At 73.5% G+C, this 23,910-nt stretch carries 20 protein-coding genes and 2 pseudogenes; 9 read left to right on the top strand and 13 right to left on the bottom strand.

The window, feature by feature from the left end; all coding sequences use genetic code 11:
* Nucleotides 1-100 precede the first annotated feature (100 nt).
* On the top strand, nucleotides 101-1,423 hold the full coding sequence (locus tag ABZW17_RS36475; RefSeq protein WP_354824236.1) for a neutral zinc metallopeptidase: 1,323 nt from the start codon (nucleotides 101-103) through the stop codon (nucleotides 1,421-1,423).
* On the opposite strand, the gene ABZW17_RS36470 is transcribed toward ABZW17_RS36475, so the two are convergent.
* On the bottom strand, nucleotides 1,420-2,373 hold the full coding sequence (locus ABZW17_RS36470) for an RDD family protein (protein WP_354824234.1): 954 nt from the start codon (nucleotides 2,371-2,373) through the stop codon (nucleotides 1,420-1,422). The two genes, ABZW17_RS36475 and ABZW17_RS36470, sit on opposite strands and share 4 nt — an antisense overlap.
* Before the next feature lie 33 nt (nucleotides 2,374-2,406).
* On the opposite strand from ABZW17_RS36470, the gene ABZW17_RS36465 reads away from it, so the two are divergent.
* Nucleotides 2,407-3,414 (top strand): stage II sporulation protein M, encoded by a 1,008-nt coding sequence (locus ABZW17_RS36465; RefSeq protein WP_354824232.1) that lies wholly within the window; start codon nucleotides 2,407-2,409, stop codon nucleotides 3,412-3,414.
* Here the strand turns inward: ABZW17_RS36465 and ABZW17_RS36460 are convergent.
* From ABZW17_RS36460 to ABZW17_RS36440, 5 genes are read right to left on the bottom strand one after another with little or no spacing between them, the layout of a single operon-like run.
* Nucleotides 3,411-4,703 (bottom strand): DUF58 domain-containing protein, encoded by a 1,293-nt coding sequence (locus ABZW17_RS36460; RefSeq protein ID WP_354824229.1) that lies wholly within the window; start codon nucleotides 4,701-4,703, stop codon nucleotides 3,411-3,413. The two genes, ABZW17_RS36465 and ABZW17_RS36460, sit on opposite strands and share 4 nt — an antisense overlap.
* A gap of 1 nt (nucleotide 4,704) precedes the next feature.
* The gene (locus tag ABZW17_RS36455; RefSeq protein WP_354824226.1) at nucleotides 4,705-5,670 is read right to left on the bottom strand and encodes a MoxR family ATPase; all 966 of its coding nucleotides are present in this window, start codon (nucleotides 5,668-5,670) and stop codon (nucleotides 4,705-4,707) included.
* On the bottom strand, nucleotides 5,667-6,806 hold the full coding sequence (locus ABZW17_RS36450; protein ID WP_354824223.1) for a DUF4350 domain-containing protein: 1,140 nt from the start codon (nucleotides 6,804-6,806) through the stop codon (nucleotides 5,667-5,669). The genes ABZW17_RS36455 and ABZW17_RS36450 overlap by 4 nt, the downstream gene beginning before the upstream one ends.
* On the bottom strand, nucleotides 6,803-7,444 hold the full coding sequence (locus ABZW17_RS36445) for a DUF4129 domain-containing protein (RefSeq protein ID WP_354824220.1): 642 nt from the start codon (nucleotides 7,442-7,444) through the stop codon (nucleotides 6,803-6,805). Before ABZW17_RS36445 ends, ABZW17_RS36450 begins: the two co-directional genes overlap by 4 nt.
* Nucleotides 7,438-8,610 (bottom strand): hypothetical protein, encoded by a 1,173-nt coding sequence (locus tag ABZW17_RS36440; protein WP_354824217.1) that lies wholly within the window; start codon nucleotides 8,608-8,610, stop codon nucleotides 7,438-7,440. The genes ABZW17_RS36445 and ABZW17_RS36440 overlap by 7 nt, the downstream gene beginning before the upstream one ends.
* A gap of 299 nt (nucleotides 8,611-8,909) precedes the next feature.
* Here ABZW17_RS36440 and ABZW17_RS36435 point away from each other — a divergent pair, with 299 nt between their 5' ends.
* A complete protein-coding gene (locus tag ABZW17_RS36435; RefSeq protein WP_354824215.1) occupies nucleotides 8,910-9,884 on the top strand; it encodes a neutral zinc metallopeptidase in 975 nt (324 codons plus the stop codon).
* Here the strand turns inward: ABZW17_RS36435 and ABZW17_RS36430 are convergent.
* Together ABZW17_RS36430 and ABZW17_RS36425 are read right to left on the bottom strand one after the other, a co-directional pair.
* A complete protein-coding gene (locus ABZW17_RS36430) occupies nucleotides 9,877-10,305 on the bottom strand; it encodes a hypothetical protein (RefSeq protein ID WP_354824278.1) in 429 nt (142 codons plus the stop codon). The two genes, ABZW17_RS36435 and ABZW17_RS36430, sit on opposite strands and share 8 nt — an antisense overlap.
* Nucleotides 10,306-10,386: 81 nt before the next feature.
* Complete coding sequence (locus ABZW17_RS36425) at nucleotides 10,387-11,466, bottom strand: potassium channel family protein (protein WP_354824213.1); 1,080 nt, start codon at nucleotides 11,464-11,466, stop codon at nucleotides 10,387-10,389.
* 79 nt (nucleotides 11,467-11,545) lie between these two features.
* Between ABZW17_RS36425 and ABZW17_RS36420 the strand changes: the two genes are divergently transcribed.
* A complete protein-coding gene (locus ABZW17_RS36420) occupies nucleotides 11,546-11,914 on the top strand; it encodes a hypothetical protein (protein ID WP_354824211.1) in 369 nt (122 codons plus the stop codon).
* 108 nt (nucleotides 11,915-12,022) lie between these two features.
* Here ABZW17_RS36420 and ABZW17_RS36415 read toward each other — a convergent pair whose 3' ends face one another.
* Nucleotides 12,023-15,256 (bottom strand): ATP-dependent DNA helicase, encoded by a 3,234-nt coding sequence (locus tag ABZW17_RS36415; RefSeq protein ID WP_354824209.1) that lies wholly within the window; start codon nucleotides 15,254-15,256, stop codon nucleotides 12,023-12,025.
* A gap of 76 nt (nucleotides 15,257-15,332) precedes the next feature.
* The gene (locus ABZW17_RS36410; RefSeq protein ID WP_354824275.1) at nucleotides 15,333-18,506 is read right to left on the bottom strand and encodes an ATP-dependent DNA helicase; all 3,174 of its coding nucleotides are present in this window, start codon (nucleotides 18,504-18,506) and stop codon (nucleotides 15,333-15,335) included.
* A 162-nt stretch (nucleotides 18,507-18,668) separates the two neighbouring features.
* On the opposite strand from ABZW17_RS36410, the gene ABZW17_RS36405 reads away from it, so the two are divergent.
* Nucleotides 18,669-18,989 carry an MGMT family protein gene (locus ABZW17_RS36405; protein ID WP_354824207.1) on the top strand — a complete coding sequence of 107 codons (321 nt, stop codon included), beginning with the start codon at nucleotides 18,669-18,671 and terminating at the stop codon, nucleotides 18,987-18,989.
* Nucleotides 18,990-19,189: 200 nt separating this feature from the next.
* Here the strand turns inward: ABZW17_RS36405 and ABZW17_RS36400 are convergent, their stop codons facing one another.
* Nucleotides 19,190-19,999 carry a uroporphyrinogen-III synthase gene (locus ABZW17_RS36400; protein WP_354824205.1) on the bottom strand — a complete coding sequence of 270 codons (810 nt, stop codon included), beginning with the start codon at nucleotides 19,997-19,999 and terminating at the stop codon, nucleotides 19,190-19,192.
* Nucleotides 19,992-20,960, bottom strand: coding sequence for a YafY family protein (locus ABZW17_RS36395; protein ID WP_354824203.1), 969 nt, complete (start codon nucleotides 20,958-20,960; stop codon nucleotides 19,992-19,994). Before ABZW17_RS36395 ends, ABZW17_RS36400 begins: the two co-directional genes overlap by 8 nt.
* A 62-nt stretch (nucleotides 20,961-21,022) precedes the next feature.
* Between ABZW17_RS36395 and ABZW17_RS36390 the strand changes: the two genes are divergently transcribed.
* The 4 genes and pseudogenes from ABZW17_RS36390 to ABZW17_RS36375 all read left to right on the top strand — a co-directional run.
* Entirely contained in the window at nucleotides 21,023-21,418 is a 396-nt protein-coding gene (locus ABZW17_RS36390; protein ID WP_354824201.1) for a DUF3224 domain-containing protein, read from the top strand.
* Nucleotides 21,419-21,427: 9 nt separating this feature from the next.
* Nucleotides 21,428-22,528 carry a crosslink repair DNA glycosylase YcaQ family protein gene (locus ABZW17_RS36385; RefSeq protein WP_354824199.1) on the top strand — a complete coding sequence of 367 codons (1,101 nt, stop codon included), beginning with the start codon at nucleotides 21,428-21,430 and terminating at the stop codon, nucleotides 22,526-22,528.
* A 104-nt stretch (nucleotides 22,529-22,632) separates the two neighbouring features.
* Nucleotides 22,633-22,829, top strand: a pseudogene (locus tag ABZW17_RS36380) (IS110 family transposase); the annotation flags it as partial.
* Nucleotides 22,830-22,943: 114 nt separating this feature from the next.
* A pseudogene (locus ABZW17_RS36375) lies at nucleotides 22,944-23,081 on the top strand (IS110 family transposase); the annotation flags it as partial.
* Between the two features lie 83 nt (nucleotides 23,082-23,164).
* Here the strand turns inward: ABZW17_RS36375 and ABZW17_RS36370 are convergent.
* Nucleotides 23,165-23,827 (bottom strand): DUF4097 family beta strand repeat-containing protein, encoded by a 663-nt coding sequence (locus ABZW17_RS36370; RefSeq protein WP_354824197.1) that lies wholly within the window; start codon nucleotides 23,825-23,827, stop codon nucleotides 23,165-23,167.
* Nucleotides 23,828-23,910 lie beyond the last annotated feature (83 nt).

The following is a 23,910-nucleotide window of genomic DNA, read 5'->3' as shown; positions in this document are numbered from 1 at the left end:
CGGTCCTGGTCCGCATGACCCGAGGCGTCGGCCGCCTCCGGGCCGGCCACCGCTGCCGCCCCCGGCGGCGCGGCCGTTGCCGCCGCCGGGGATCAGGCCGTTGCCGGGACAAGGCGGCACGCCCGGCGCGCCCGGCCAGGGCGGCGCGCCGGGGCCGGGCATGCCGCCGAATCCCTTCGGCGCGCCCGGCCGACAGCAGCCGCCGGGTTCCGGTGCCGCGCCGCGTCCGGGTGGGCCGGTTCCGGGCCATCCGCCGCAGGGCCCGGCCGGGCAGCCGCCACGCGCCCCGTTCGGCTACCCCGCGCCGCCGCCCGCCCGGGCGCCCCTGCCGCCACCCAGCGCGGCACCTCCCCCGACCTTCGCCCCGCACCACGCCCCGCCGCCGTACTTCGGGCCGCGGTTCGCTCCCGGCTACCGGCCCTACGTCGCCAAGAAGTCGAACACCGGCGTGATCGTCGCCGTCGCCGTCTTCGCGATCGTGGCCGTGGCCGGGGGGCTCGTGGCCGCCGTCGCGCTCTCCGGGCACCGCACGCAGCACGTCGCAGATGCCGGGTACTCCAGCACCTACCCCACCACCTCCGACGAGACCACGACCACCACCGAGGCAACGACCTCGACCACGTCGTCGACCGAAGAAACGTCCCGCACCACCGAACGCCGGACCCCGACCTCGCAGCCCCCGGCCGGGCCGCGGCCGGTCGCCGCCACCGGGGACAACCCCCTCTTCGCCCGGGCCGACTACGGGCTGCAGAACATCCCGTGCTCGCTGAGCCGCTGGGCCACCGACCAGAACAGCGCCACGAAGTTCTTCCAGTCCGGCATCGCCTGCCTCGACGCGATGTGGTCACGCATGCTCGGCGGCGCGGACCTGCCGTTCCGGACACCGAACCTGGCCGTCCCGCGGTCGCTGTCGGAGTCGTCGACCCCGTGCGGCAGCGGCGGGACCACCACCGGCGTCACCCCGTTCTACTGTCCCGGCAACAACACGATCTACATGCCGATGGACCGGATCGAGATCGAGTCGTGGGGTAACCACCCCGGCCCGTACCTGTCGATCCTGGCCCACGAATACGGCCACCACGTGCAGAACCTGGCCGGCATCTCCGAGGCGTACGGCAACCAGCGCTACGACGCGGGCGCCGACTCGGCGACCGGCCTGGAACTGTCACGGCGCATGGAACTCGAAGCGCAGTGCTTCTCCGGCATGTTCCTCGGCTCGGCGTCGGTCTCGGGCGGCTCGGTCGACAAGAACATCTACAACGAAGCCTGGAACGCCCAGGACCGCGGCGACGACTACGCCCGCAACGGCAAACGCGACCACGGCAGCGCCAGGCACAACACCTCCTGGTGGCAGCACGGCGCCACCAAAAACCGCAACCAGCAGTGCAACACGTGGCTCTCGCCCTCGGGCGACGTGTCCTAACTCGGTGGTGTGAAGGGGTTTTCGACGGGCACCGCGGTCCCGGACGGCGGCGTCGGCGGTTCCGCCACCGGCCCGGCGAAGCCCGGCGCCACGGGATAACCGCGCGCCGCGGGATACCCCGGCACCGCGGGATACCCCGGCGCTGTGGGATACCCCGGCACCGGGGGATGCTCCGGCACCGCGTAGCCGCGGAACGCCCGGGCGTGGTCGCGGTTGCGCCGCTCGGCCAGCACCGCGGCCAGGAACGCCCACGGTGGCACGTCCGGCGGCACCGGCGTCCCGAGCGCGTTGCCGACCTGCTGCGCCAGCCCCCACCCGAGCGCGTGCGACGCCTCGGGCCGCAGCTCGCCGAACCGCGCGAGGAACTGGCGGCTCGCCAGGGCCAGGTCGTCCGGCAGGCGGGTCAGGTCGAGCTGCGCCGCCCAGCCCTCCAGGCCGGGCGGCATGACGATCGCCGCGTGGCCCGCACTGGCCGGGACGCGCTCGCGGACCACCAGCGTTCCCGCCAGGAAGTCGCCGACGCGGCGGCCGTTCGACGAACACAGCGACACGACCACCGCGACCGCGCCGAACAACCCCAGCGCCCAGAAGTCCACGACGAACCCGGCCAGGCCGCGCACCAGCGCGTGGCGGAAGCGGATCGGGCCGCCGTCGACGCGGACCACGCGCAGGCCCACCGCCATCTTGCCCAGCGACCGGCCGCGCGAGAGCGTCTCGAACACCACCGGGTAGCCGACCATGACCAGCACCATGCACACCAGCAGCAGGGCCACGAACAGCCCTTCGTCGGTTTCGGGCAGCGCGAACGCCAGCACCATGCCCAGCCCGATCAGCGCCGCGAACTGCAGGAGCACGTCCAGCCCCATCGCCAGCGCGCGGCTGGCGAGCTTGGCCACCCGCAGGCCGAGGACGACCGCTTCGCCGGTGACCAGCTCCGATTCCTCGTGCACGAACCCCAGCGTAACGACGGATAGGGTGGGGCCGTGGATGTGGACGTCTTCGTCGCGGCGCACGCGGCGGAGTGGAACCGGCTCGGCGAGCTGACGGGCCGCGGCGGCAAGCTGACCGGGCCCGAAGCCGACGAGCTGGTGACGCTCTACCAGCGGGCGGCGACGCACCTGTCGATCGTCCGGTCGGTCGCGCCGGACCCGGCGCTGGTCGGCCGGCTGTCCGGGCTGGTCGCCCGGGGCCGGTCGGCGGTCGCCGGCTCGCACACCCCGGCCTGGCGCGAGGTCGCCCGGTTCTTCACGCGCCGGTTCCCGGCCGCGGTCTACCTGTCCCGGCGGTGGTGGATCCCGGCCGCGCTGGTGTCGATCGCGGTGATGGCGGTGATCGCCGTCTGGGTCGCGCGCGACCCGGTGGTGCGGGCGTCGATCGCGTCGCCGGACGAGCTGAACGCGCTCACCAAGCCCGGCGGCGAGGCCGAGAGCTACTACTCGACCGGCCCGGCGGCGTCCTTCGCGGCGCACGTCTGGACGAACAACGCGTGGGTGGCGGCGACCTGCCTGTTCCTCGGCATCGCGCTGGGCCTGCCGGTGATCGGCGCGCTCTGGCTGAATTCGCTCAACGCCGGGGTGATCATCGGCGCGATGAGCGCGGCCGGCCGCGGCGACGTGATGATCGGCCTCCTGCTCCCCCACGGCCTCCTGGAGCTGACGGCGGTGTTCGTCGCGGCGGGCACCGGCCTGAAGCTGGGCTGGACGGTGGTCGACCCGGGCCGCCGCTCCCGCACGGCGGCGCTGGCCGAGCAGGGCCGCTCGGTGGTCGTGATGGCGCTCGGGCTGACGTGCGTGCTGTTCGTGTCGGGGATCATCGAGGCGTTCGTGACGCCGTCGGGCTGGCCGACGTGGCTGCGCGTGGGCATCGGCGCGCTGGTCGAGGTCCTGTTCCTGGTCTACGTGTTCACGCTGGGCCGCCGCGCGGCGAAGGACGGAGAGGTCGGCGACCTCGACGCGCGCGACGCCGGAGACGCGCTACCCGAGGCGGCCTAGAGCCGTCCCGCGGCCTTCAGGGCCAGGTAACGGTCCGCCAGCGCCGGCGGCAGCTCCTCCGGGACCGCGTCGACGACGCTCACGCCGTGCCGGGCCAGGCGTTCGGTCATCCGCAGCCGCTCGGCCGTCGTCCGGGACGCCGATGCCGCGTCGTACACCGCTTCCGCGTCGCCGCGGCCGGCGAGCATCTCGGCCACCCTCGGGTCCGCCACCGACGCCACCACCAGCTCGTGGCGGGCGGTCAGCGAGCTCAGCACCGGGAACAGCCCCTCCTCCAGCGGCGCCGCGTCCAGGCCGGTCAGCAGCACGACCAGCGCGCGGCGGCGGGTCCGCTTGAGCACCTCCGCGACCATCCCGCGCGCGTCCGTCTCGACCAGCGTCGGTTCGAGCGGGGCCATCGCGTTCACCAGGGCCGTCAGCAACGCCGCCCCCGACGAACCCTGCACCGCCGCCCGCAGCCGGCGGTCGTAGGCCAGCAGGTCGACGCGGTCGCCGGCCCGGGTGGCCAGTGCCGCCAGCAGCAGCGCCGCGTCCATCGCCGCGTCGAGGCGGGGCGCGTCGCCCACCCGGCCCGCCGAAACCCGGCCCGTGTCGAGCACCAGCACCACCTGCCGGTCGCGCTCGGGCCGCCACGTCCGGACCATCACGTCCGCCGCCCGCGCGGTCGCCCGCCAGTCGATGGACCGCACGTCGTCGCCGATCACGTACTCGCGCAGGGAGTCGAACTCCGTGCCCTGGCCGCGGATCAGCACCGCGTTGCGGCCGTCCAGCTGCTGCAGCCGCGCCAGCCGTGACGGCAGGTGCTTGCGGCTGTGGAACGGCGGCAGCACGCGGACCGTCCACGGCACCTCGTGCGATCCCTGCCGCGCGGCCAACCCCAGCGGGCCCACCGACCGGACCGTCACGCGCGCCGCCGTCCGGTCGCCGCGCCGCGTTGGCCGCAGCGGCGTCACCAGTGCCCGGCGTTCCCCCGCCGGAACCCGCAACGCATGCCGGTCGTCAGCGCCCGCCGAAGGCGGCCACGCGTCCCGCAGCACGCCCCGCACGGCCCGCCCGCCGGCGTTGGCGACGACCAGCGTCACCTCGCACGGCTCACCCAGCCGCACCGACGTGTCGCCCGCGCGCCGGAACGTCAGCGTCCGCACGTTCCCGGCCAGCGCCAGGTCGGCGCCGGCGAGCACCAGCAGCACCCCGCCGACCGCGAGGATCCCGGTCGTCGACGGCAGGAGCAGCCCGACCACCAGCGCACCGAACAGCGCCAGCAGCCCGAGCCTTCCGGTGACGGCCATGTCAGCGCGGCACGGGCACGGACGCCAGCACGCGGTCCAGCACGCCGTCCGCGGTGACGCCCTCGAGCTCGGCTTCCGGCCGCACGTCCAGCCGGTGCCGCAGCGCGGGCCGGGCGAGCGCCTTGACGTCGTCGGGGGTCGCGTAGTCGCGCCCGGCGAGCCACGCCCAGGCCCGGGTCACCGCGAGCAACGCCGTGGCCCCGCGGGGCGAGACGCCGATCCGCACCGACGGCAGCGACCGCGTCGCCCGGCACAGGTCGACGACGTACCCGATCACCTCGGGACCGATCGTCACCCGGGCCACGGCTTCGCGCGCGGCCGCCAGCTCCGTGGCCCCGGCGACCGCCTTGAGGCCCGCCGCGGCGAGGTTGCGCGGGTCGAAACCCTGCGCGTGCCGCCAGAGGATGCCGATCTCGTCCTCGCGCGAGGGCGCCGGCATGGTCAGCTTGAGCAGGAACCGGTCCAGCTGCGCCTCCGGCAGCGGGTAGGTGCCCTCGTACTCCACCGGGTTCTGGGTGGCGATCACGATGAACGGGTCGGGCAGCGGCCGGGTCTTGCCGTCGAGCGAAACCTGCCGCTCCTCCATGGCCTCCAGCAGCGACGACTGCGTCTTCGGCGGCGTCCGGTTGATCTCGTCGGCGAGCAGCAGGTTCGTGAACACCGGCCCCTCGCGGAAGGAGAACTCGCCGCTGTGGGCGTCGTAGACGATCGAGCCGGTGACGTCGCCGGGCATCAGGTCCGGCGTGAACTGCACGCGCGTGGTTTCCAGGTCCAGCGCGGCCGCCAGCGCCCGCACCAGCAGCGTCTTCGCCACGCCCGGGACGCCTTCGAGCAGCACGTGCCCCCGGCACAGCAGGGCCAGGATCAGCCCGGTGACTGCGGCGTCGTTGCCGACGACGGCCTTGCCGACCTCGGCGCGCAGCGCGATCAGCGCGTCCCGGGCCCCCGTCGCGTTCTCGCTGGTCAAGTTCGCCCCGCCTCTCGTTCCACCCTGTCCAGTTCGCCCGCCAGCCGGACCAGCGCCGGGTCGTCCGGCACCGGCGGGCCGTAGAGCACCGGCCCGATGTCGTTCGCCGGCCGGCCGGTCCGCGTGCTCACCGCCGTCACCAACGCCTGCGCGTCGGCGTCGCGCGGCAGGCCCAGCGTCGTCCGCAGCCGGGTCCGCGCCGCTTCCCGCAGCGTCTCACCCGCGTGGCCGGCGGCTTTCGCCCGCCGGTACAACCGCGCGCGGCCCTCCGCCGTTTCGGCCGCCCGGACGACGATCGGCAGCGGCTCGGTGACCACCGGGCCGAGCCGGCGGGCCCGCCACCACGCCAGCAGCGCCACGGCGACGCCCACCTGCGCCGCGCCGTAGTACCAGCCGTCCGGGATCAGGTCGAAGAACGACCTGCGGGAGTCGTCCAGCGCCGGGTCCGAAGCGGACGGCAGGTACCAGACGAGCTTCGGGTGCGCTCCCAGCAGATGCAGCGACAGCGCCGCGTTGCCCTCTTCGGCCAGCCGCGCGTTGGTCAGCGGCGCGGGCGAGCCGAGCAGCGTCGTCGTGCCGCCGGAGTCGGCGAGCTGCAGCAGCGTGCCGCCGCCGTCCTCGCCGGGGTAGCACGAGCGCGCGCCGGGCGCCGCGTAGCCGGTGCCGCCGAGCGTGACGTCCCCCGCCGCGACCGCCGCGGCGACCGTGCACTGCGGACGCAGCGTCCCGACGCCGCTCTGGCCGGCCGCGTGCACCAGCGGCAGCGAGTCATGCAGCGTCCGCGGGCCCGGCGTCACCAGGACGACGTCGGCGGCGCCCGTTCGCAGCGCGTCGAACCGCTTCGCCGGCACCAGTTCGGGCTGGGTGACGAGCAGCGTTGCGTCCTTGCCGATCGCAGCGCTCGCTTCGGCGAGCGTCCGGGCCGTCCGGACGTCGACGCCCTGGTCTTCGAGCAGCTTCGCGAGGGCGTGCGCGCCGCCGGGTTCGTACGAGCCGGGTTCGAGGGCGCCGTGGGTCTGCTCGCCGCGGGCCAGCAGGAGCAGGGCACCGGCGACGAAGATCAGCGCGAGCAGCGCGAGGGGGACGCGGGCGCCGCGCCAGATCCGGCGCAGGTCCGGTGAGACAGAGGTGGTCACGAGCCCGCCATGGCGACCGGTCGCTCACGGCGGCAGCGTTCGTCGAGCTCGGTCAAAGCCTGGTAAGCCGTTTCGGTACCTTCGCGGCCGCCGTAGTGGACGTCGTCGAAGGACCGCGCCCCCTGCCTCAGCTGATCCGCGAGGTTCGGCAGCAGCACGCCCGCCTCGGCGGCGGCCTCGTCCGCGGTCCGGCCGGACCGGGTGTCGAGCAGCCCGCGTTCCTCCAGGGCCCGCACGACGGCGCGGAAGCGATCGCGGACGGCGTCGTCGAACCGGCCCCCGGCCGCGGCTTCCGCCGCCGACCGCCGGTAGTCGGCGGAGCTCTTGCGCGTGCTCCCGAAGACGACGCGCTCGGCCCGGGCGGCGCGCGCGACCTTGCCGGTCCGCAGCCGGATCACCACGACGAGCACGATCAGCAGCGCCAGGATCAGCACCACCCCGAAGATCCCGCCGGGGACGCCCGAGGACAGGCTGTTCAGCAGCTTCTCCAGCTGCTCGCCCAGCCACTGCGCGGCCTGCTGCAGGAAGTTCGGCTTCGCGTCCCGGTACTTCGGGTCGCTCAGCTCCTCCGCGGCCGCGCGCCGGGCCGTGTCCCGGTCGATGCCGACCGGGACGTCGGTGAGCCGGAACGTCACCATGCCTGCGGCGGCTGGACCCCGGCCGCGCGGGCCAGCTCGATGTCCATGCCTTCGCGGCGCATCCGCTGGTCGAAGTAGACGATCACGGTGACCAGCGTGACGAACGGGATCGCGATGGTGCCGGCGATGATCTGCCCGGCCGAGGCCAGCAGCAGGTCGCCGGTGCTCGGCACGGTCACCTTCGCCGGGTTCAGGATCTGGGTGAACACGCCGCTGCCGAGGGTGAACGGCAGCTGGATGATGCTTTCGAAGAACGACTCGATGATCTGCGCCAGCAGCAGGACGCCGAACACCCGCCAGAACGCCCCGCCGACCAGCTTGACCGACCGCGAGAACGCCTGCCGGAACGTCCCGCGCTCGAGCACGAGCGCCGGGGCGGCCAGCGCCCAGAACGCCCAGGCCACCACGCCCGGGAGGATGCACAGCATCAGGCCGATGGTGGTCAGGAGCGCGTAGGCGAACGCGACGCCGACCAGGGGCAGCAGCCGGGGCTGCACATCGCGCCAGACGACGGCGAAGGTGACTTCGCGGCCCAGCGCGGCGCGGCCCATCACCGCGGCCATCAGGCCGGTGGTGACGGTGAGCAGCAGCGTCGAGACCAGCGTGGTCGAGACGAGCGCGAGCGCGGCGTCGCCGAACGTGCCGAACACGGCGTCGCGCAGCTCGGTGTCGGTCGCGGCGGGGCCGAGCTCGACCGTCGAGGCGAAGCTCTCCAGGTCGCCGAGCACGTACTTCTGGACGACGAACGTGATGGCCGCGCTGATCACCGCCATCACCGCGCCGATGCCGAGTACGAGCAGCGGGTGCCGGCGGATCGCGGTGATCGCGCCGTCGAGGATGTCGCCGATGTTCAGCGGCCGCAGCGCGATCACGCCGGGCTTGCCGAGCCCGTGCGGGTTCCACCGCGGCTGCTGCCCGTACTGCGGCCCGTACTGCGGAGTGCCGTAGGACGGGAGCGGCGGCGGCGCGGCGGGGGTGCCGGGTGCCTCCCAGCCGGGCGGCGGCGTGGCCGGCGCGTCCGGTGCCTGCCAGCCTCGCGGCGGCGTCGCCGGTGACGGCGCGTGATCTTCGGCCGGCTTGGGCTCACCCGATCCGGGGGCCGAAGCCTGGGGGAAACCCTGGCTGGGTGTCGGCGTGTCCGCGCCCTCGCCACCGGTGTCTGTCATCGAAGCCCCTCGCCTGCCAGTACCTGCTTGCGCACACTCTCTCAGAGCCCTCCGCACCCGGCCAGACCTGGGGTGACGTCCGGTCGCCGTGACACCGTGCGCACGGACGGGTGCGAGAGGGCCCGTTCCCCCGATATGCTGAATGGCGGGATCGGGTACCCCCGGTCCGTACCGAGACCCTTCGGGACTGCCTAGTGACGCAACCGCCCCACGGCCAGGAACCGCCTCGCGGAACCGTCCAGCCGCCGCCGGTGCCGGGTGCGCAACCGGATCTCCCGTGGCTCGGCCGCCCCCACACCGTGTCCGCTCCGAAGCGCCGGTCCCCGGCCGCCGTGATCGGCGTGTGCCTCGGCGCGGTGGCCGTGCTGGTGCTCGGGCTGGTCGCGATCGTGGCCCTCAACCGCACGGACCCCCCGCTGGCGAACGCGAACTTCCGCGACACGCCGTCGTCCCAGGACCTCCCGCCGCAGCAGCTCCCGCCCGGCGGCGCGGGTGCCCCGGCGTCGGCGTCGAGCCCGTCGAGCGAGCTGTCGACGCCCAGCCCGACCGGCCCGCAGAAGATCCTCAAGCTCGCCGACCACCCGATCCTGCAGGACCCGAACGCCGGCCTGCAGAACCGCGTCTGCACGCTGCCGGCCTGGCAGAGCACGCAGGAAGGCGCGGAAGCGTTCTTCACCGCAGCGAGCAAGTGCCTGGACGCCGCGTGGGGCCCGTTCCTGGAGGCCTACCACCTGCCGTTCACCCCGCCGTCGCTGCACTTCCCGACCGGCGCGAGCTTCGAGACCGAGTGCGGCACCATCCAGGTCGGCATCGCGACGGCCGCGTACTACTGCGAAAACAACCTGTACGTCCCGTTCCGCGGCCTGCAGACCGACCAGTACGGCAACAACCCCGGCGTCTACCTGGCCCTGTTCGCCCACGAGTACGGCCACCACGTGCAGGAGGTCGCCGGGCTGATGGACGCGGCCTGGCAGAAGATCTACGAGGCCGGCCAGAACAGCCCGGCCGGGCTCGAGATGTCGCGGCGCAAGGAACTGCAGGCCCAGTGCTTCTCCGGGATGTTCCTCGGCGCGCACGTCGACCAGGGCGGCACGATCAGCCGCGACATGTACAACAAGGCCTGGAACGACCAGGAGACCCGCGGCGACAACACCTCCCGCAGCCACGACCACGGGACGAACGCGCACTACGCGTCCTGGTGGCGGGCGGGCGCGACGAGCAACCGGATCGCCGACTGCAACACCTTCGCGGCGCCGTCGTCCGAGGTCAGCTGACCTTCGCGGCGGCTTTCGGCCGCAGCGGGATGCTGAGCCAGAGGTAGGCGAACATCCCGCCGGAGAAGCACGCGAACACCAGCAGCGCGAGCCCGAGCGGGCGCCGGGCGTCCGACGCTCCCGGCGAGGTGTCCGCGGCGGTGACGGTGGCCGGGCCGGTGTCCGGCAGCACCTCGGGCACGGCGACCTCGACGCGTTCGCCCTGGCCGTGCCCGCAGCCGTCGAGCGTGCCCTCGTGGACCTTCCCGGTGATGGTGAACCGCACGGTTTCCTTCGCGTCCGGCTTGTCGCAGGACGCCGGTTTCGTGACCTCCGCCGGCACCGGCGCGCCGGTGGCGTCGCTGCTGATGCCCAGCAGCCCGGGCCCGGCGAGCCAGGCGAGCAGCACGACGAGCACGCCCGCCGCGGCGGGGATCGCCACCGTGGGCCACTTCAGGGCGAGGGATCGCGGGGGCACCCGGCCATGGTTCCAGATCCCGCGGGTAAAACCCAGGTGCCCTGGTTACCGCTCGATCTTCTCCGCCTGGGTGACCTTTTTGACGTAAAGCAGCTTGTCGCCCGGTTCGATGGCGTCGGCCTGCGGCGCGTCGACGCGGTAGAGGACGCCGTCGCGGACCAGGCCGAGGACCAGGTCGGACAGGTGCCGCGGCGAACCGCCCTCTTCGGACGGTTCGACCGGCCGCTCGGCGATCGCCAGCCCCGACTCGGGCGTGAGCAGGTCCTCCATGATGTCCACGACGAGCGGCGTCGAGGTCGCCATGCCGAGCAGCCGCCCGGCCGTCTCGCTGGAGACGACGACCTGGTCGGCGCCCGACTGCTTGAGCAGGTGGACGTTCTCGGCCTCCCGCACCGACGCGACGATGTGCGCCTTGGGTGCCAGCTCCCGGGCGGTGAGCGTGACGAGCACCGCCGTGTCGTCGCGGTTCGGGGCGACGACGACCGCGCGGGCGTGCTGCACCGCGGCCACGCGCAGGACGTCGGACCGGGTGGCCGAGCCGTGCACGGCGACCAGGCCGAGCGCGCTCGCCGCGTCCAGGGCCTGCTGGTCGGTGTCGACGACGACGATCTGGCCGGGGGCGACGTTCTCGTCGCCGAGCAGCGCGTTGACGGCGGACCGGCCCTTGGTGCCGAACCCGACGACGACCGTGTGGTCGCGCACCTTCGTCCTCCACTTCTGGATCTTGAACGCCTGCCGGGAGCGCTCGGTGAGCACCTCCAGGGTGGTCCCGACCAGGACGATGAGGAAGAGCACCCGCAGCGGGGTGATCACCAGCACGTTCACCAGCCGGGCGGACGAGGTGGCCGGCGCGATGTCGCCGTAGCCGGTGGTCGAGAGCGAGACGGTGGCGTAGTAGAGGCTGTCCAGCAGGGACAGGCCGTCGCCGTTGGCGTCGCGGTAGCCGTCGCGGTCGACGTAGACGATGATCACCGTGGCCAGCAGCGCGAGCAGCGCGCCGATGATCCGCTTGACGATCGACCGCAGCGGGCTGACGGCCAGCTCCGGCATCCGCAGGACGCCGACGAGCTCGTGGTCGGGCCGATCGGTGAGACTGCCCAGCGGCAACCGTTTGAGGGCCCTCATGCTGGCTCGTGTCGAGCGTCACTCACGCCCGGAGGATAGCCGAACCGGACACCGGCCCGCCGCGTGAAACGATGAGTTCATGGCAACTTCGCAACGACCCGCGCACGTGCTGGCGGGCGCGCTGGGTTTCATGGGCGTCCTGCACTTCGCCGTGCCGAAGCCGTTCGACGGCCTGATCCCGCGGTCGCTGCCGGGGTCCCGGCGCGCCTGGACGTACGGCTCGGGCGTGGCCGAACTGGCGGTCGCGGCGGCGGTGGCGGCTCCCCGGACCCGCCGCCTGGGCGGCTTGGCGGCGGCCCTGCTGTTCCTGGGCGTGTTCCCGGGCAACGTGAAGATGGCCGTGGACGCGTCTTCGGCCCCGGCCCCGCAACGAGCGATCGCCTGGGCCCGCCTCCCCCTGCAGTGGCCCCTGATCGCCTGGGCCCTGAAAGTCCGCGACAACGCCTGACCACAAGAGGCATCACCCGTGTCCCCAGGGGCATCACGTGTGTCCCCAGGGGTATGACCCCGCCAATCACGCGTGATGCCCCTCCAGGCACGCGTGATGCCCGGTTGGTCAGTCCTCGGGGAGGTTGCGGAGCAGGCCGCGGAGGGCGTCCGGGGCCAGGAGGTCTGCCGGGCGGATCGTGCGGTTCGCGCGGACGTAGTGGAACGCTGCCCGGACCCGCTCCACCGGGACGTCCTTCAGCGCCGCCCACGCCATCCGGTACGCCGCCAGCTGGACCGACAGCGCCGGGATGCGGGACTCCGGCGGGACCGCGCCCGTCTTCCAGTCGACCACCGTCCAGCCGCCGTCGGGGTCGGCGAAGACCGCGTCCATGCGGCCGCGCAGGGTGATGCCTTCGACGTCGGCCGAGAACGTCACCTCCACCGCCACCGGGACCCGCGCCGCCCACTCGCTCTTCTCGAACTCCGCCTGCAGTTCCTCGAAGTCCGCGTCGGGCGCCTCGCCGAAGTCGGCCGCGCCCGGGAGGTCGTCGATCTCGATGAGCTGGTCGCCCGCGAAGCGGCGTTCCAGCCAGCCGTGGAACTCCGTGCCGCGGCGGGCGAAGCTGTTGGGCTCCACCGGAAGCGGCCGGCGCAGGTCGCCCGCCAGGCGGGCGGCGTCGTCGGCCAGGGCGACCAGCTGGCTCACCGAAAGCCGCGACGGCAACGGCACCCGCTTGACGTGGTCGTCCTTGCGCGCCCACTCCTCCAGCAGGACGTCGGTGTCGGTCACCCAGCCGTCGGGATCGTCGGCTTCTTCCTCGTCCGGCGAGGAAGCCATCGCCTCCGACACCAGCTCCACGCCGGTCTGCACGCCGGTGCGGCGGTCGGCCAGCGGGTCGACCGGCCAGCGCCCCGCCCGCGAGTCCGACACCAGCGGGTTGGCGTCGTCCTCCGTGGGTTCCGGCGCCCACTCGGCGAGCTGCCCGACGCCGGTTTCGCGCAGGACGCCGGCGATCTCGGTGAGGAATTCCGACGGTCCCTTGGCCCGGCTGCTGCTTTCGTTCCACCAGTGCCCCGACACGACCAGCGCGTGCTCGGACCGCGTCAGCGCGACGTAGCAGAGCCGTCGTTCCTCCGCCTGTTCCCGTTCGACGAACCCGGCTTCGTGCCGTTCGAGTCCTTCTTGGACTTCCTTGCGGTCGTGCCCCTCGGCGATGTCCAATGTGGGCAGATCCTCGGCGTCACCCCGCAACACCGCCGGCAGCGACGTCGCCGTCCGCAGCCACGACGACGACCGCCGCCGGCCGGGGAACACCTCGTGCACCAGGTGCGGCACCGCGACGACCTCCCATTCGAGGCCCTTCGCCGAGTGCACGGTCAGCACCTGCACCCGGTCCGGCACGACCTCGACCTCACCCGGGGTGAGCCCGTCCTCGGCGTGCGCGGCGGTGTTCAGGTAGTCCACAAAGGACAGCAGGGTCGCCGTCGGTGCCGTCTCGGCGTAGTCGGTGACGACTTCGGCGAACGCGTCCAGGTGCGCCCGCCCCGCGGATCCCGGACGCGCCAGGGATTCGACGTCCAGCAGCATCGTGCGTTCGACGTCGGCGACGAGCTCCGGCAGCGACTGGTCGAGCCGCCGCCGCAGCGCGGCCAGCTCCCAGCCGATCCGCCGGATGCGTTTGTACCCCTCATCGGAGTACCGCGCCGGGTCACCCGGCTCGTCGATGGCGTCGATCAGCCCGGCCTGCTCGACGCGCTCGGCGACGAGTTCCGGCGTGTCCGCCTTCTCCGGGCTGGACAGCTCGCCGGCCCGCCGCCAGAGCGCGGCGACGTCGGCGGCCGCGAGCCGCCAGCGCGAACCGGTCAGCAGCCGGGCCGCCGCACTGCCGGACAGCGGGTCGGCGATCACTTTCAGCGTCGAAACGAGGTCCGCGACCTCGGGCTCGTCGAGCAGCCCGCCGAGCCCGACGACCTCGACCGGCAGCCCCCGCGCCCGCAGCTCGGCGGCGATCGGGGCCATGTCCGCGCGGCGCCGCACGAGCACCGCGGCGGTCGGCGGCTTGCCGGTGCCCTCCTGCTGGGCGTGCCAGCGCCGCGCGACGGCCTCGGCGACCCACTCGCGTTCGGCGCGGATGTCCGGCAGCAGCGCGCACGCGATGTCCGCGGGCCCGGCGCCTTCGCGCGCCCGCAGCTGTTCGACGCCGAGGCCGCGGGCCCGCAGCGGCTCGGCGATGGCGTTCGCGAGGTCGAGGATTTCCGGCGGGTTGCGGAAGCTGGTCAGCAGCCCGAATTCGTGCGCGGGGACGAGCCGTTCGCCGTCGGAGCGCGGGAAGTCCGTGGTGAACCGGGGCAGGTTGGCGGCGCTGGCGCCGCGCCAGCCGTAGATGGCCTGCGCGGGGTCGCCGACCGCGGTGACCGGCATCGGCGGGTTTTCGACGCCGCCGAACAGCGCCCGGAGCAGCACGCGCTGGGCGTGTCCGGTGTCCTGGTATTCGTCCAGGAGGACGGCGCCGTAGCGCTCCCGTTCCCCGCGCACGACGGACGGGTACCCGCCGGCCAGCTGCGCGGCCAGCGACATCTGGTCGGCGAAGTCCAGGGCGCCTTCGTTGCGCTTGCGGCGGTGGTAGTCGTCGACCAGCGGGAGCAGCGCGAGCCGGAAGTGTTGCGCCGCCATGATTTCGGTGAGCTTCTGCGGCAGCGCGGCCCGCTGCCCCTTGGCGCGCGGCGCGTTCTCGATGACGCGGCACAGCCAGCTGGTGTACTCGGCGAGCTGTTCGGTCGAGACGAGGTGTTCACCCAGTTCCCCGGCCAGCGCGAGGAGATCGGCGGTCACCGTCGGCGGGACGCGGTCGGTGTCGAGCTCGTTGTCCCAAGTGGACACCACCCGGTGCGCGATCTGCCACGACGACGTCTCGGAGAGCAGCCGGACCCCGGGCTGGACCGGCAGCCGGAGGCCGTGTTCGGACAGCAGGCGCCCGGCGTAGGCGTGGTAGGTGAGGACGGTCGGTTCGCCGGCGACCACAGTGGACCGCAGCCCGCCGGTGGGATCGAGCCGGTCGAGCAGCCCGGATCCGGCGAGGCGGCGCAGCCGGGCGCGGACGCGTTCGCCGAGCTGGCGCGCGGCCTTGCGGGTGAAGGTGAGGCCCAGCACGCGATCGGGGCTGACGATCCCGTTGGCGACGAGCCAGACGACCCGCGCGGCCATGGTTTCGGTCTTCCCGGCCCCGGCCCCGGCGACGACGAGCGAGGGTTCGACGGGCGCGGCGATGACGGTGGCCTGCTCGGGCGTGGGCCGGTGCAGCCCGAGCGCATCCGCGAGCTCCGCAGGCTCGACAGGATTGGCGATGAGCAGCGGACTCACGGGCGGCCCCCGACCCGTCGTGAGTGGTAAGGAGGGTTAGAACCCGCCTTACCACTCACGAGGCCTTTGGTGCGCATCACGGGCCCGGCACCTGACGGCCCTCGGGGCGCAGGGGGCAGCAGCCCCGCGCCGGGCAGCGGTCGCAGTCCGGGTTCTGCTGCGCCTGGTAGTCCGGCCCGGCCGCCGAGGCCGCCGCCTTCTGCACCAGCTCCAGCCACTGCTTGCCGGCCACCTCGTCCATCGGCGGCTGCGACCGCTCGGTCGAGCCCGTCTTGTTGTTCGCCTTCGCCACGTACACCAGCCGCGCGCCGCCGGCCTCGGTACGGCCCTCGATCGCGCCCAGCAGCACCGCCAGCTGGTACGCCGCCAGCTGCGGGTGCGCCTCGGCGTCCGCACCCGACACCGGGACCTTGCCCGTCTTGATGTCCACGATCACCGGACGCCCCTCGGAATCGAGCTCCACCCGGTCGACCCGGCCGCGCAGCAGCACCCGGACGTCGTCCGCATCCCTCACCGGCAGCTCGACTTCGATGTCCTGCTCGACGCCCGCTTCCTTGAGCTCCGCCCGGCTCTGCTCCAGCCACGTCGTGAAGTTCCGCAGCATCTGCTCGACCCGCCGCCGCTCGCGCCGCGAGAACCACGGCGCCCCCGCGTCGACCCGCACCCAGGCCTCGTCCAGGGCCGCCTGCAGCTCGGCGTCCGTGCTGCCGGACGCCACGGCCTGCGCGAGCCCGTGCACCAGCGTCCCGGTCACCGCCGCCAGCTGCGCCGGGTCGCTGCCGCCGTGGCGCTCGATCATCCAGCGCAGCGGGCACTTCGTCAGGATTTCCACTGTGGACGGTGAGATCCGGATGAGGTCGCCCGGCGGGTGCACCGGCTCGTCGGTGGACGCCGGGAGCAGGCCGTACCAGGTCGACGGGTGCGCGCCCGGCACCTTCGCGTCGGCCAAGCGCGCCAGCTGCTTCGCCGCCCGCCGCCGCCGTGAAGGCTCCGCTTTGTCGTCGCAGACGACCTCGCGCAGCTCCCCCACCAGCTCGGCGAGCACCAGCGACCGGCCCGGCGGCTTCATCCGCGAGTCGAGCCCGCCGTCGTCGGCGCCGTTCTCCTCCAGGTCGTCGAGGAACCGGGACGGCTGCTCGTCTTCGCCCGAAACCGCCGTGACCAGCAGCGTCTGCTTCGCCCGGCTCATCGCGAGGTAGAACAGGCGCCGCTCCTCGGCCAGGATCGGCGCGGTCTGGGACACGGCGTCGTCGTCGACCCCGGCCATCAGGTCCTTCAGCCTTTCCACGCCCAGCACGGATCCGCGCAGCCGCAGGTCCGGCCACGCTCCTTCCTGGACACCGGCGACGGCGACGACCGTCCATTCGCGACCGGCGGCGGAGTGCGCGGTGAGCAGCGAGACGCCATCGGACGGCACGGCCGCCGGCGCCAGCGTGTCACCCGCGATCCGTTGCGCACCAAGGTAATCCGCGAACGACGCCACACTCGCCCGGGGCAGCCGGTCGACGTACCGGCCGGCGGCGTCGAACAGCGCGACGACGGCGTCGAGGTCGCGATCGGCCTGCGCGCCCAGCGATCCGCCGCGGTCGACCTGCTTCAGCAGCTTTTCCTGCAGCCCGCTTTCCCGCCACAGCTGCCACAGCACCTGCTCGACGCCGTCGCCGCGCGCGACGGCCTGGTGCGTGACGCGCAGCAGCCCGCCGACGCGCCGCACGGGCTCGGCTTCGGCGTCGGCCAGACCGACGAGGATGTCGCCGCCGCGCAACGCTTCCACGAGCAGTTCGTCACTCGACCGCTGCCCGCCGCCGGCCAGTTCGAGCCGGCGCAGCCCGCGCCGCAACCGCCGCAGCGCCAGCGGATCCGCGCCGCCGAGCGCCGACGACAGCAGCATTTCGGCGAGGTCGACGTCGAGCAGTTCCGGCGCCGGCGCGAGCTTCAGCACGGCCAGCAGTGGCCGCACCGCGGGCTGCTTCGCCAGCGGCAGCTCCTCGGTCGCCGACCCGATCGGGACACCGGCGGCCCGCAAAGCGCGTTGCAGGACAAGGAAAGTCCGCGCGGGCGACCGGACGAGCACGGCGATCTCCGACCACGGCACACCGTCGACGAGGTGCGCGCGGCGCAGCTGGTCGGCGATCCAGCTCGCCTCGGCGGCCGGGGTCGGCATCACGCGGACGCGGACGTTGCCGCCGGAAGCCCCTTGGGGCGGCACGATCTTGCGGTGCGGCGACGCGCCCGGGAGCGTCGCGCCGATCTTCGCCACCGCGAGCCGCACGGCGGGCGAGAGCCGGTGGGAGGTGGTGAGCGTGACGGTCCGGCTGCCGTCCGGGTCGGCGTCGGCGAACAGGCGCGCGTCGGCACCACGGAAGGAGAACACGTTCTGGTCGGGGTCGCCGGCCACGACGAACTCGGCCGCGGTGTGCCCGATCACCCGGACCAGGCTGGTCTGCAGCGGGTCGAGGTGGTGGGCGTCGTCGACGAACAGGTGCCGGACCCGGGTGCGCTCGCGTTCGCGCAGCTCGTCGTCGTCCTCCAGGGCGAGCAGCGCGGAGGTGACGAGCTCGGCGGCGTCCAGCGCGGGCGCGCTGGCCACGCCGAGCGCGTTGCCGCCGGCGCCCTGCAGCTGCGTGACCTCTTCGTACTGCGCCCAGAACTGCCCGGCGGCGACCCACTCCTCACGCCCCCGGCGGCGCCCCAGCTCGGCGAGGTCTTCGGGGCCGAGCCCGCGTTCGGCGGCGCGCATCAGCAGGTCGCGCAGCTCCTCGGCGAACCCGGGGACCATCAGGGCGGGCCGCAGCGGCTCGGGCCAGTACTCGGCCTCTTCGTCGAGGTCACCGGCCAGCAGTTCCCGGACGACGACGTCCTGTTCGGCCCCGGCGAGCAGCCGCGGCGGCGGCAGCTCCTCGGCCATCGCCTCCAGCCGCAGCAGCGAGTAGGCGTAGGAGTGCACGGTGCGGACGAGCGGTTCGCGGACGGTCCGGGGCAGCGGCCGCGCCAGCTCGGGATCGGCGGTCAGCCGCCGCGTGATGTCGGCGCGCAGCGCATCGGCGGACCGGCGGGAGGTGGTGAGGACGAGCACGCTCTCGGGGTCGGCCCCCTCGGCGATGCGGCGCGTGGCGGCCGAGGCGAGCAGCGCGGTCTTGCCGGTGCCGGGGCCGCCGAGCACGCGGCGGAACCCCCCGGGCGCGGAGAGCAGCCGCCGGGCGCCATCGTCCCAGGTGAACGAGGGTGTGGCGGTGACCGGCGTGCGCACCAGCCGCGCGTTCGCCTGCGCCGTTCGCCTCCCGTTCACCCCGCGATGGAACCACGCCGGGTCCCCCGGGTGGCGCACCGGCACGCTCGAAACGGCGAACCACACCCCCGGCGCGGCGGACGGCTGCGGAAAGTGTCGGTGGTGTCCGGCACAGTAGGGGCCATGGACGACGTTCTGCACGAGCGAGTGCGGGAGATCATCGAGTCGGTACCAGCCGGCACGGTGGCGACGTACGGCGACATCGCGGCCCTGGCGGGGGCACCGTCGCCACGGATGGTGGGCGCGATCCTGGCCGAGGACGGGCACGACCTGCCGTGGCACCGGATCCTGCGCGCGAACGGGACACCGGCCCCGCACCTGGTGCACGACCAGCTGGAGAGGTTGCGCGCGGAGGGGGTGCTGGCCGATGGGCAGCGAGTGGACCTGCGGAAGTACCGGTGGAAGCCGGAGGGAGAGGAGGAGGTCGAGGGGCTGTTGTTTTAGGGGCGGCCGAGGGTGAGGGCGGGCCGACGCGGCCAGGCCGAGCCCAAGCGCGCCCGGAACCAGGGCCGCGGCCGGGCCGGGCCGGGCCGGGCTCGATCGGGCCGAGCCGGGCCGTGAGCGCGGGGTGGCCCGAGCTCAGGCGTGCCAGGCCGGGCCGAGGCGCGCCCGGAACCAGGGCCAGGCCCGCGACCGGGCCGGAACTACCCCTTCCCCAGCTCCGCGACCAGCAGCTTCACCAGCGCACCCAGCCGCTGGCGGTCCGGCTGCACCGTCGCCACCCTCACCGCCTCCAGCGGCGCCGCCGTCACCGGACCCACGCACGCCACCACCAACCGCCCCCGCAGCGCCGCCACCAACGGGTCGTAGCGCCCATCCGCCCGGGCCAGCGTCAGAAAGTTCGCCGCCGCCGGGGCGCTCGTGAAGGCCAATGCGTCCAGCTCGCCCGCCAGCACCGCGTCGATCAGTTCGTGCACCGGCGTCACGTCCGGCGGCGAATGCCAGCGGTACGGCTGCACCTCCACCAGGGACGCCCCCGCCCGCACCAGCGGGTCCGTGTGCTCCGGCAGCGGCGTCCCGTGCAACTGGACAGCCACCCGCGCGCCGCCCACCCCGGCCGTCGCCAAGGCTCCGAACAGCTCCGCGTTCGACTCCGAGGCCGCCGAAAAGGACTCCCGCAGCCCCGCGCCGCGCACCGCTCCGACCGCCTTCGGGCCGCGGGCGTAGATGCGGGACCGCTCGAGTGCCGTCACCAGACCTTCGCGCAGGCCCCAGCCCTCGGCCGCCTCGAGCCAGCCGCGGAAGCCCGCTCCCGTGGTCACCACCGTGAACCCCACCGGTTCCGCCACCACCGCCTCGGTGCCCGCGCGCAGCGAAGGGTCCGAGGCCAGGGGGACGATGGTGATCGTCGGCGCGTGGCGGACGTCGGCGCCGTAGCGCTCGAGGGCCGCGATGAAGTCGTCGGCTCGCCGCTCGGCCGTGACCCCGATGGCGATCCCGCTCAGCTCACCCATAGAACGCGCCCATCTCCTCGATCGCCTCCGCCAGCTCCGCCCGCAGGTCCGCCGGTTCGAGGACCTCCAGGTGCGGCCCGAAGCGCAGCAGCTCACCGATGGCCGGTTCGCCCGGCTCCACCGGCAGCTCCACGGTGAGCCAGCCGTCCGCGTCGGGCTCGTTCCGGCACTCGCGCAGGGCGCGGGCGCCGACAGAACCTGCGTAGAACGGTACGAGAGCCTGCGCCCGCGGCGAAAGCCGCACCACGGCGACGCGCGGGTACATCCGGCGTTCGAACTGCTCGGACCACTCCTGCCAGTACCGCGCGAGGTCGAACCCGGCCGGCCGCTCGAACACCTCGCCCAGGTCGGTCAGCTCCAGCACCCGCGAAATCCGGTACGTCCGGTCCGTGCCGTCGCACCGGCCCGCGAGGTACCAGTTGCCCGCCTTGAGGATCAGCCCGAGCGGCTCGACGTCCCGCTCGACGACCCGCTGTCCCCACCGTTCGTAGCGGATCCGGATCCGGTGCGACGACCACACCGCGTCGGCGATCGCCGACAGCGTCGGCAGACTCTCGATGCCCCGGTGCCAGCCGGGAACGTCCAGGTAGAACCGCTCGGCGACGCGTCCGGCGCGGTCGCGCAGCTCCGCCGGCAGTGCGGCGTACAGCTTGAGCTGCGCCGCCGCCAGCACCGTGCCGAGCCCCAGCTCGGCCGCTGCCACCGGCAGCCCGGCCAGCGACAGCGACTGGGCCTCCTCCTCGGTCATCCCGGTGAGCCGCGTGCGGTAGCCGTCGACCAGCCGGTAGCCGCCGGTGCGGCCGCGGTCGGCGTACACCGGGACGCCGGACGCCGAGAGCGCGTCGATGTCCCGGTAGACCGTCCGCACCGAGACCTCGAGCTCTTCGGCGAGCTCCTCGGCCGTCATCCGGCCGCGGTTCTGCAGCAGCAGGAGGACGGACAACAGGCGGCTCGCGCGCATGACCCGATTTTGGCAGAAATACCTGACACGAGCTGACAGGTATGCCCGGCAGGGTGAGGCTCATGAACGGATTCACCACGAAGAACTGGGAAGAGAAGATCGTCAGCGGCACCGAGGGTGGCCCCCGGGTGGCGTACGCGCATGCCACCTTCGCCTACGTTGGCGTCCTCGAGGGCGAATCGGTCTGCGACCTTCTGCTGTACTACGCGGGCGAAGGCTACGAAAGCGGCGAGACGACGTCGCCGAGCTTCGAGCGTTTCGAGGGTAAGGTGGACGGTCGCGAAGGGACGTTCGTCGTGCGCCACGAGTACACGTTCGACGCCAAGGGCATCGCCTCGACGTTCACCGTCGTCCCGGGCTCGGGCACCGGCGAGCTGGCCGGGCTGACCGGCAGCGGTACCGCCGGCGGCGCGCTCGGCGAGGACAAGGTGGGCTACACCTTCGAGTACGCGTTCTAGGAGCCGCACGTGGACCGCCGTCAGGTACTCGCCTACCGCATCGCCGAGCACGGCCTGCACCGCTCGGCGAAGGACGTCGCCGACCTCGCCGTCGTCCGGGCCGGGCTGCAGGACAGCATGCGCGACACCGCGCTGCTCGCCCTGGCCGCCCGGCTCGACGGCGAGGTGTCCCTGGAGGACGAGCGCCTCGTCCTGGCCTGGACGCTGCGCGGCGCGCCGCACTACCACCTGCGCGCGGACCTGCCCGAGGCGATCCGCGCGCTGGTGCCCCTCGACGACGCCGACGCGCTGGCCCGGATGCTGTGGCAGCGCAAGGAAATGACGGCGACCGGGCTCGCCGCGACCGAGGTGGTCTTCACGGCGGCCGCCGCGCTGCGCGAGGTCGTCACGGAACCGATGACGAAGGGCGCAGTGTCGACGGCGGTCACCAAGCGCCTGCCACCGACGTTCTCGCGGTGGTGCCGGGGGTGCAACGCGACGCACATCCAGGAGCAGCTGATGCGCATCGCTTCCCCCCTCGGCGGCGTCCGCCTGGTGACGGGGGCCGCCCCGGCAACGCTGGCCCCGCTGGAGGGCCGCGGCCGAATGCGGAAAACCCCGGACCCGGCGGCGGCGACCGCTGTGATCGAGCGCTACCTGCGCCTGAACGGCCCGGCGTCCCCGGGCGAAGCGGCGGAGTTCGCGGGGACGGCCCGCGCGGTGGTCGACCGGACGTGGCCCGCGGACCTGGCATCGGTGAAGGTGGACGGCAAGACCCGTTACCTGCCGGCGGACCGCCTTCCGGCCTTGGAGAACCCGCCGGAGCCGGAGGTGGTGCGGCTGCTGCCGCCGCTGGACCCGTTCATCCAGGCCCGGGACAAGGCGTTGCTCGTCCCGGACCCGTTGCGGCGCAAGGAAGTCTGGAAGATGCTGGGCAACCCGGGAGTCCTGCTGGCGGACGGCGACATCGCGGGCACGTGGCGCACGAAGGGCAGCGGGGCGAAGCTGACGTTCACGGTGACGTCGTTCGACCCGCTGCGCCCGGAGGTGCGAGAGGAAGCGGAGGCCGAAGCGGCCAGGGTGGCGGCGGCGCGGGGGTTCGAGAAGCACGCGGTCACCTGGGCCGGCTGACGCCACCCGCGGGGGCGCCCCCGTTGCGTCTCGTCGCAGGCGTGGGTGCCGGCGCTCGATGCCTGATCGGTGACCACAACCGACGACTGAACGGCCGTGGTGACGGCACGCGGCTACACGACGGGCCGCTGCCCAACAGTGAACCGGAATTGAAGGCCCTGTTCGACAAGCTCGCTCAGCACGGGCCGCTGGTCGTGGTGGATCAGCCGGCCAGCATCGGGTGACCGATCTGCCCGGGCTGGCGATGCGCCGCATCGCCGACCTCTGTCCCGGTTGGGTGAAGACCGATGCGCGGGATGCGCTCTGGCGCGGACCATCGGCCCGAAGGCCGGCCGCCGCAAACGCACCGCGATCGCCGCAGTCCACGCACCCCGCATGGGCGAGAAGCTGGTCGAGACCGAGCATGACCGCTCTGGGCGAGAACCCCGCCCGCACCGGCAACCGCCAGCTCAAACGAGTGTCCTTCCTCGCCGCCTTCGCCGCCTTGTCGGATCCGACCAGCCGGGCCTACTGCGACCGCAAACGGGCTGAGGGCAAGAAGCAACACGCCGCCTCATCTGCCTCACCCGTGGGGGCGCTCCCCCGTTTTCCACTCTACCGGCCGCCACCGACAGTTTCGGCGCTCGCTGCTCCACCTCACAGGCTGTGCGCGTCGATGTCGCCGTACGACGTCGTCGCCTTAATGACCAGACCCGCCGCGCCCTCGTTCTTCAGCGAGTTGCGGATCCGTCCGTACGTCGTCCCCGCGTCCAGCGATGCCGACACGCCCGGCGCCGCGCCGACCGTGATGTCGCCTGCCTGGGTGCTCAGCACCAGGTTGCCGCTCGCCGCCTCGGCGATGCGGATGTCGCCCTTGCCCGTGGTGATCTCCGCCGGGCCCGTCAGCCGGGCGATCGACACGTCACCCGCGTGGGCCGTCAACCGCAGGCTCGCCGCTTCGTCGAACACGATCTCGCCGTGTGCTCCCGAAACCGTGACGTCGCCCAGGCGGCCGACGCCCCGCAACGAGACGCTCGCCGCCTCGGTCTCGACCGACGAACCGGCCGGCAGCGAAACGGTCACGTCGACCGACCCGGACGGGCCGAAGTACTGGTTCTTCGCCTCGAGCGAGATCCGCAGGACGCCGTCGGCGAACGTCACCGCGGTCTCCGAGGCCGCCTTCACGTCGCGGCTCTTCGAAGGGTCGGCGGGGAGGACCTGGACAACGGTGTCGGAGCCACCGGAAGCGTCGAGCCGCACCCGGCCGGCGGGGATGTGGAGCACGGCGGCGATCGGGGCGGTGGTGGTGAAGTTCTGCATCGGATTCTCCTTGGCTCGGTGTGTGAACCCACCTTCGCCGCCCCCGCTGACACCGGAAGGCCACCGCACTGACACGGCCGCTG

It is taken from the genome of Amycolatopsis sp. NPDC004625 (assembly GCF_040609695.1).
Taxonomy (GTDB): domain Bacteria; phylum Actinomycetota; class Actinomycetes; order Mycobacteriales; family Pseudonocardiaceae; genus Amycolatopsis.
Note: the sequence above shows the minus strand (reverse complement) of the source record. Positions and strands in the feature narration are given on the sequence as shown.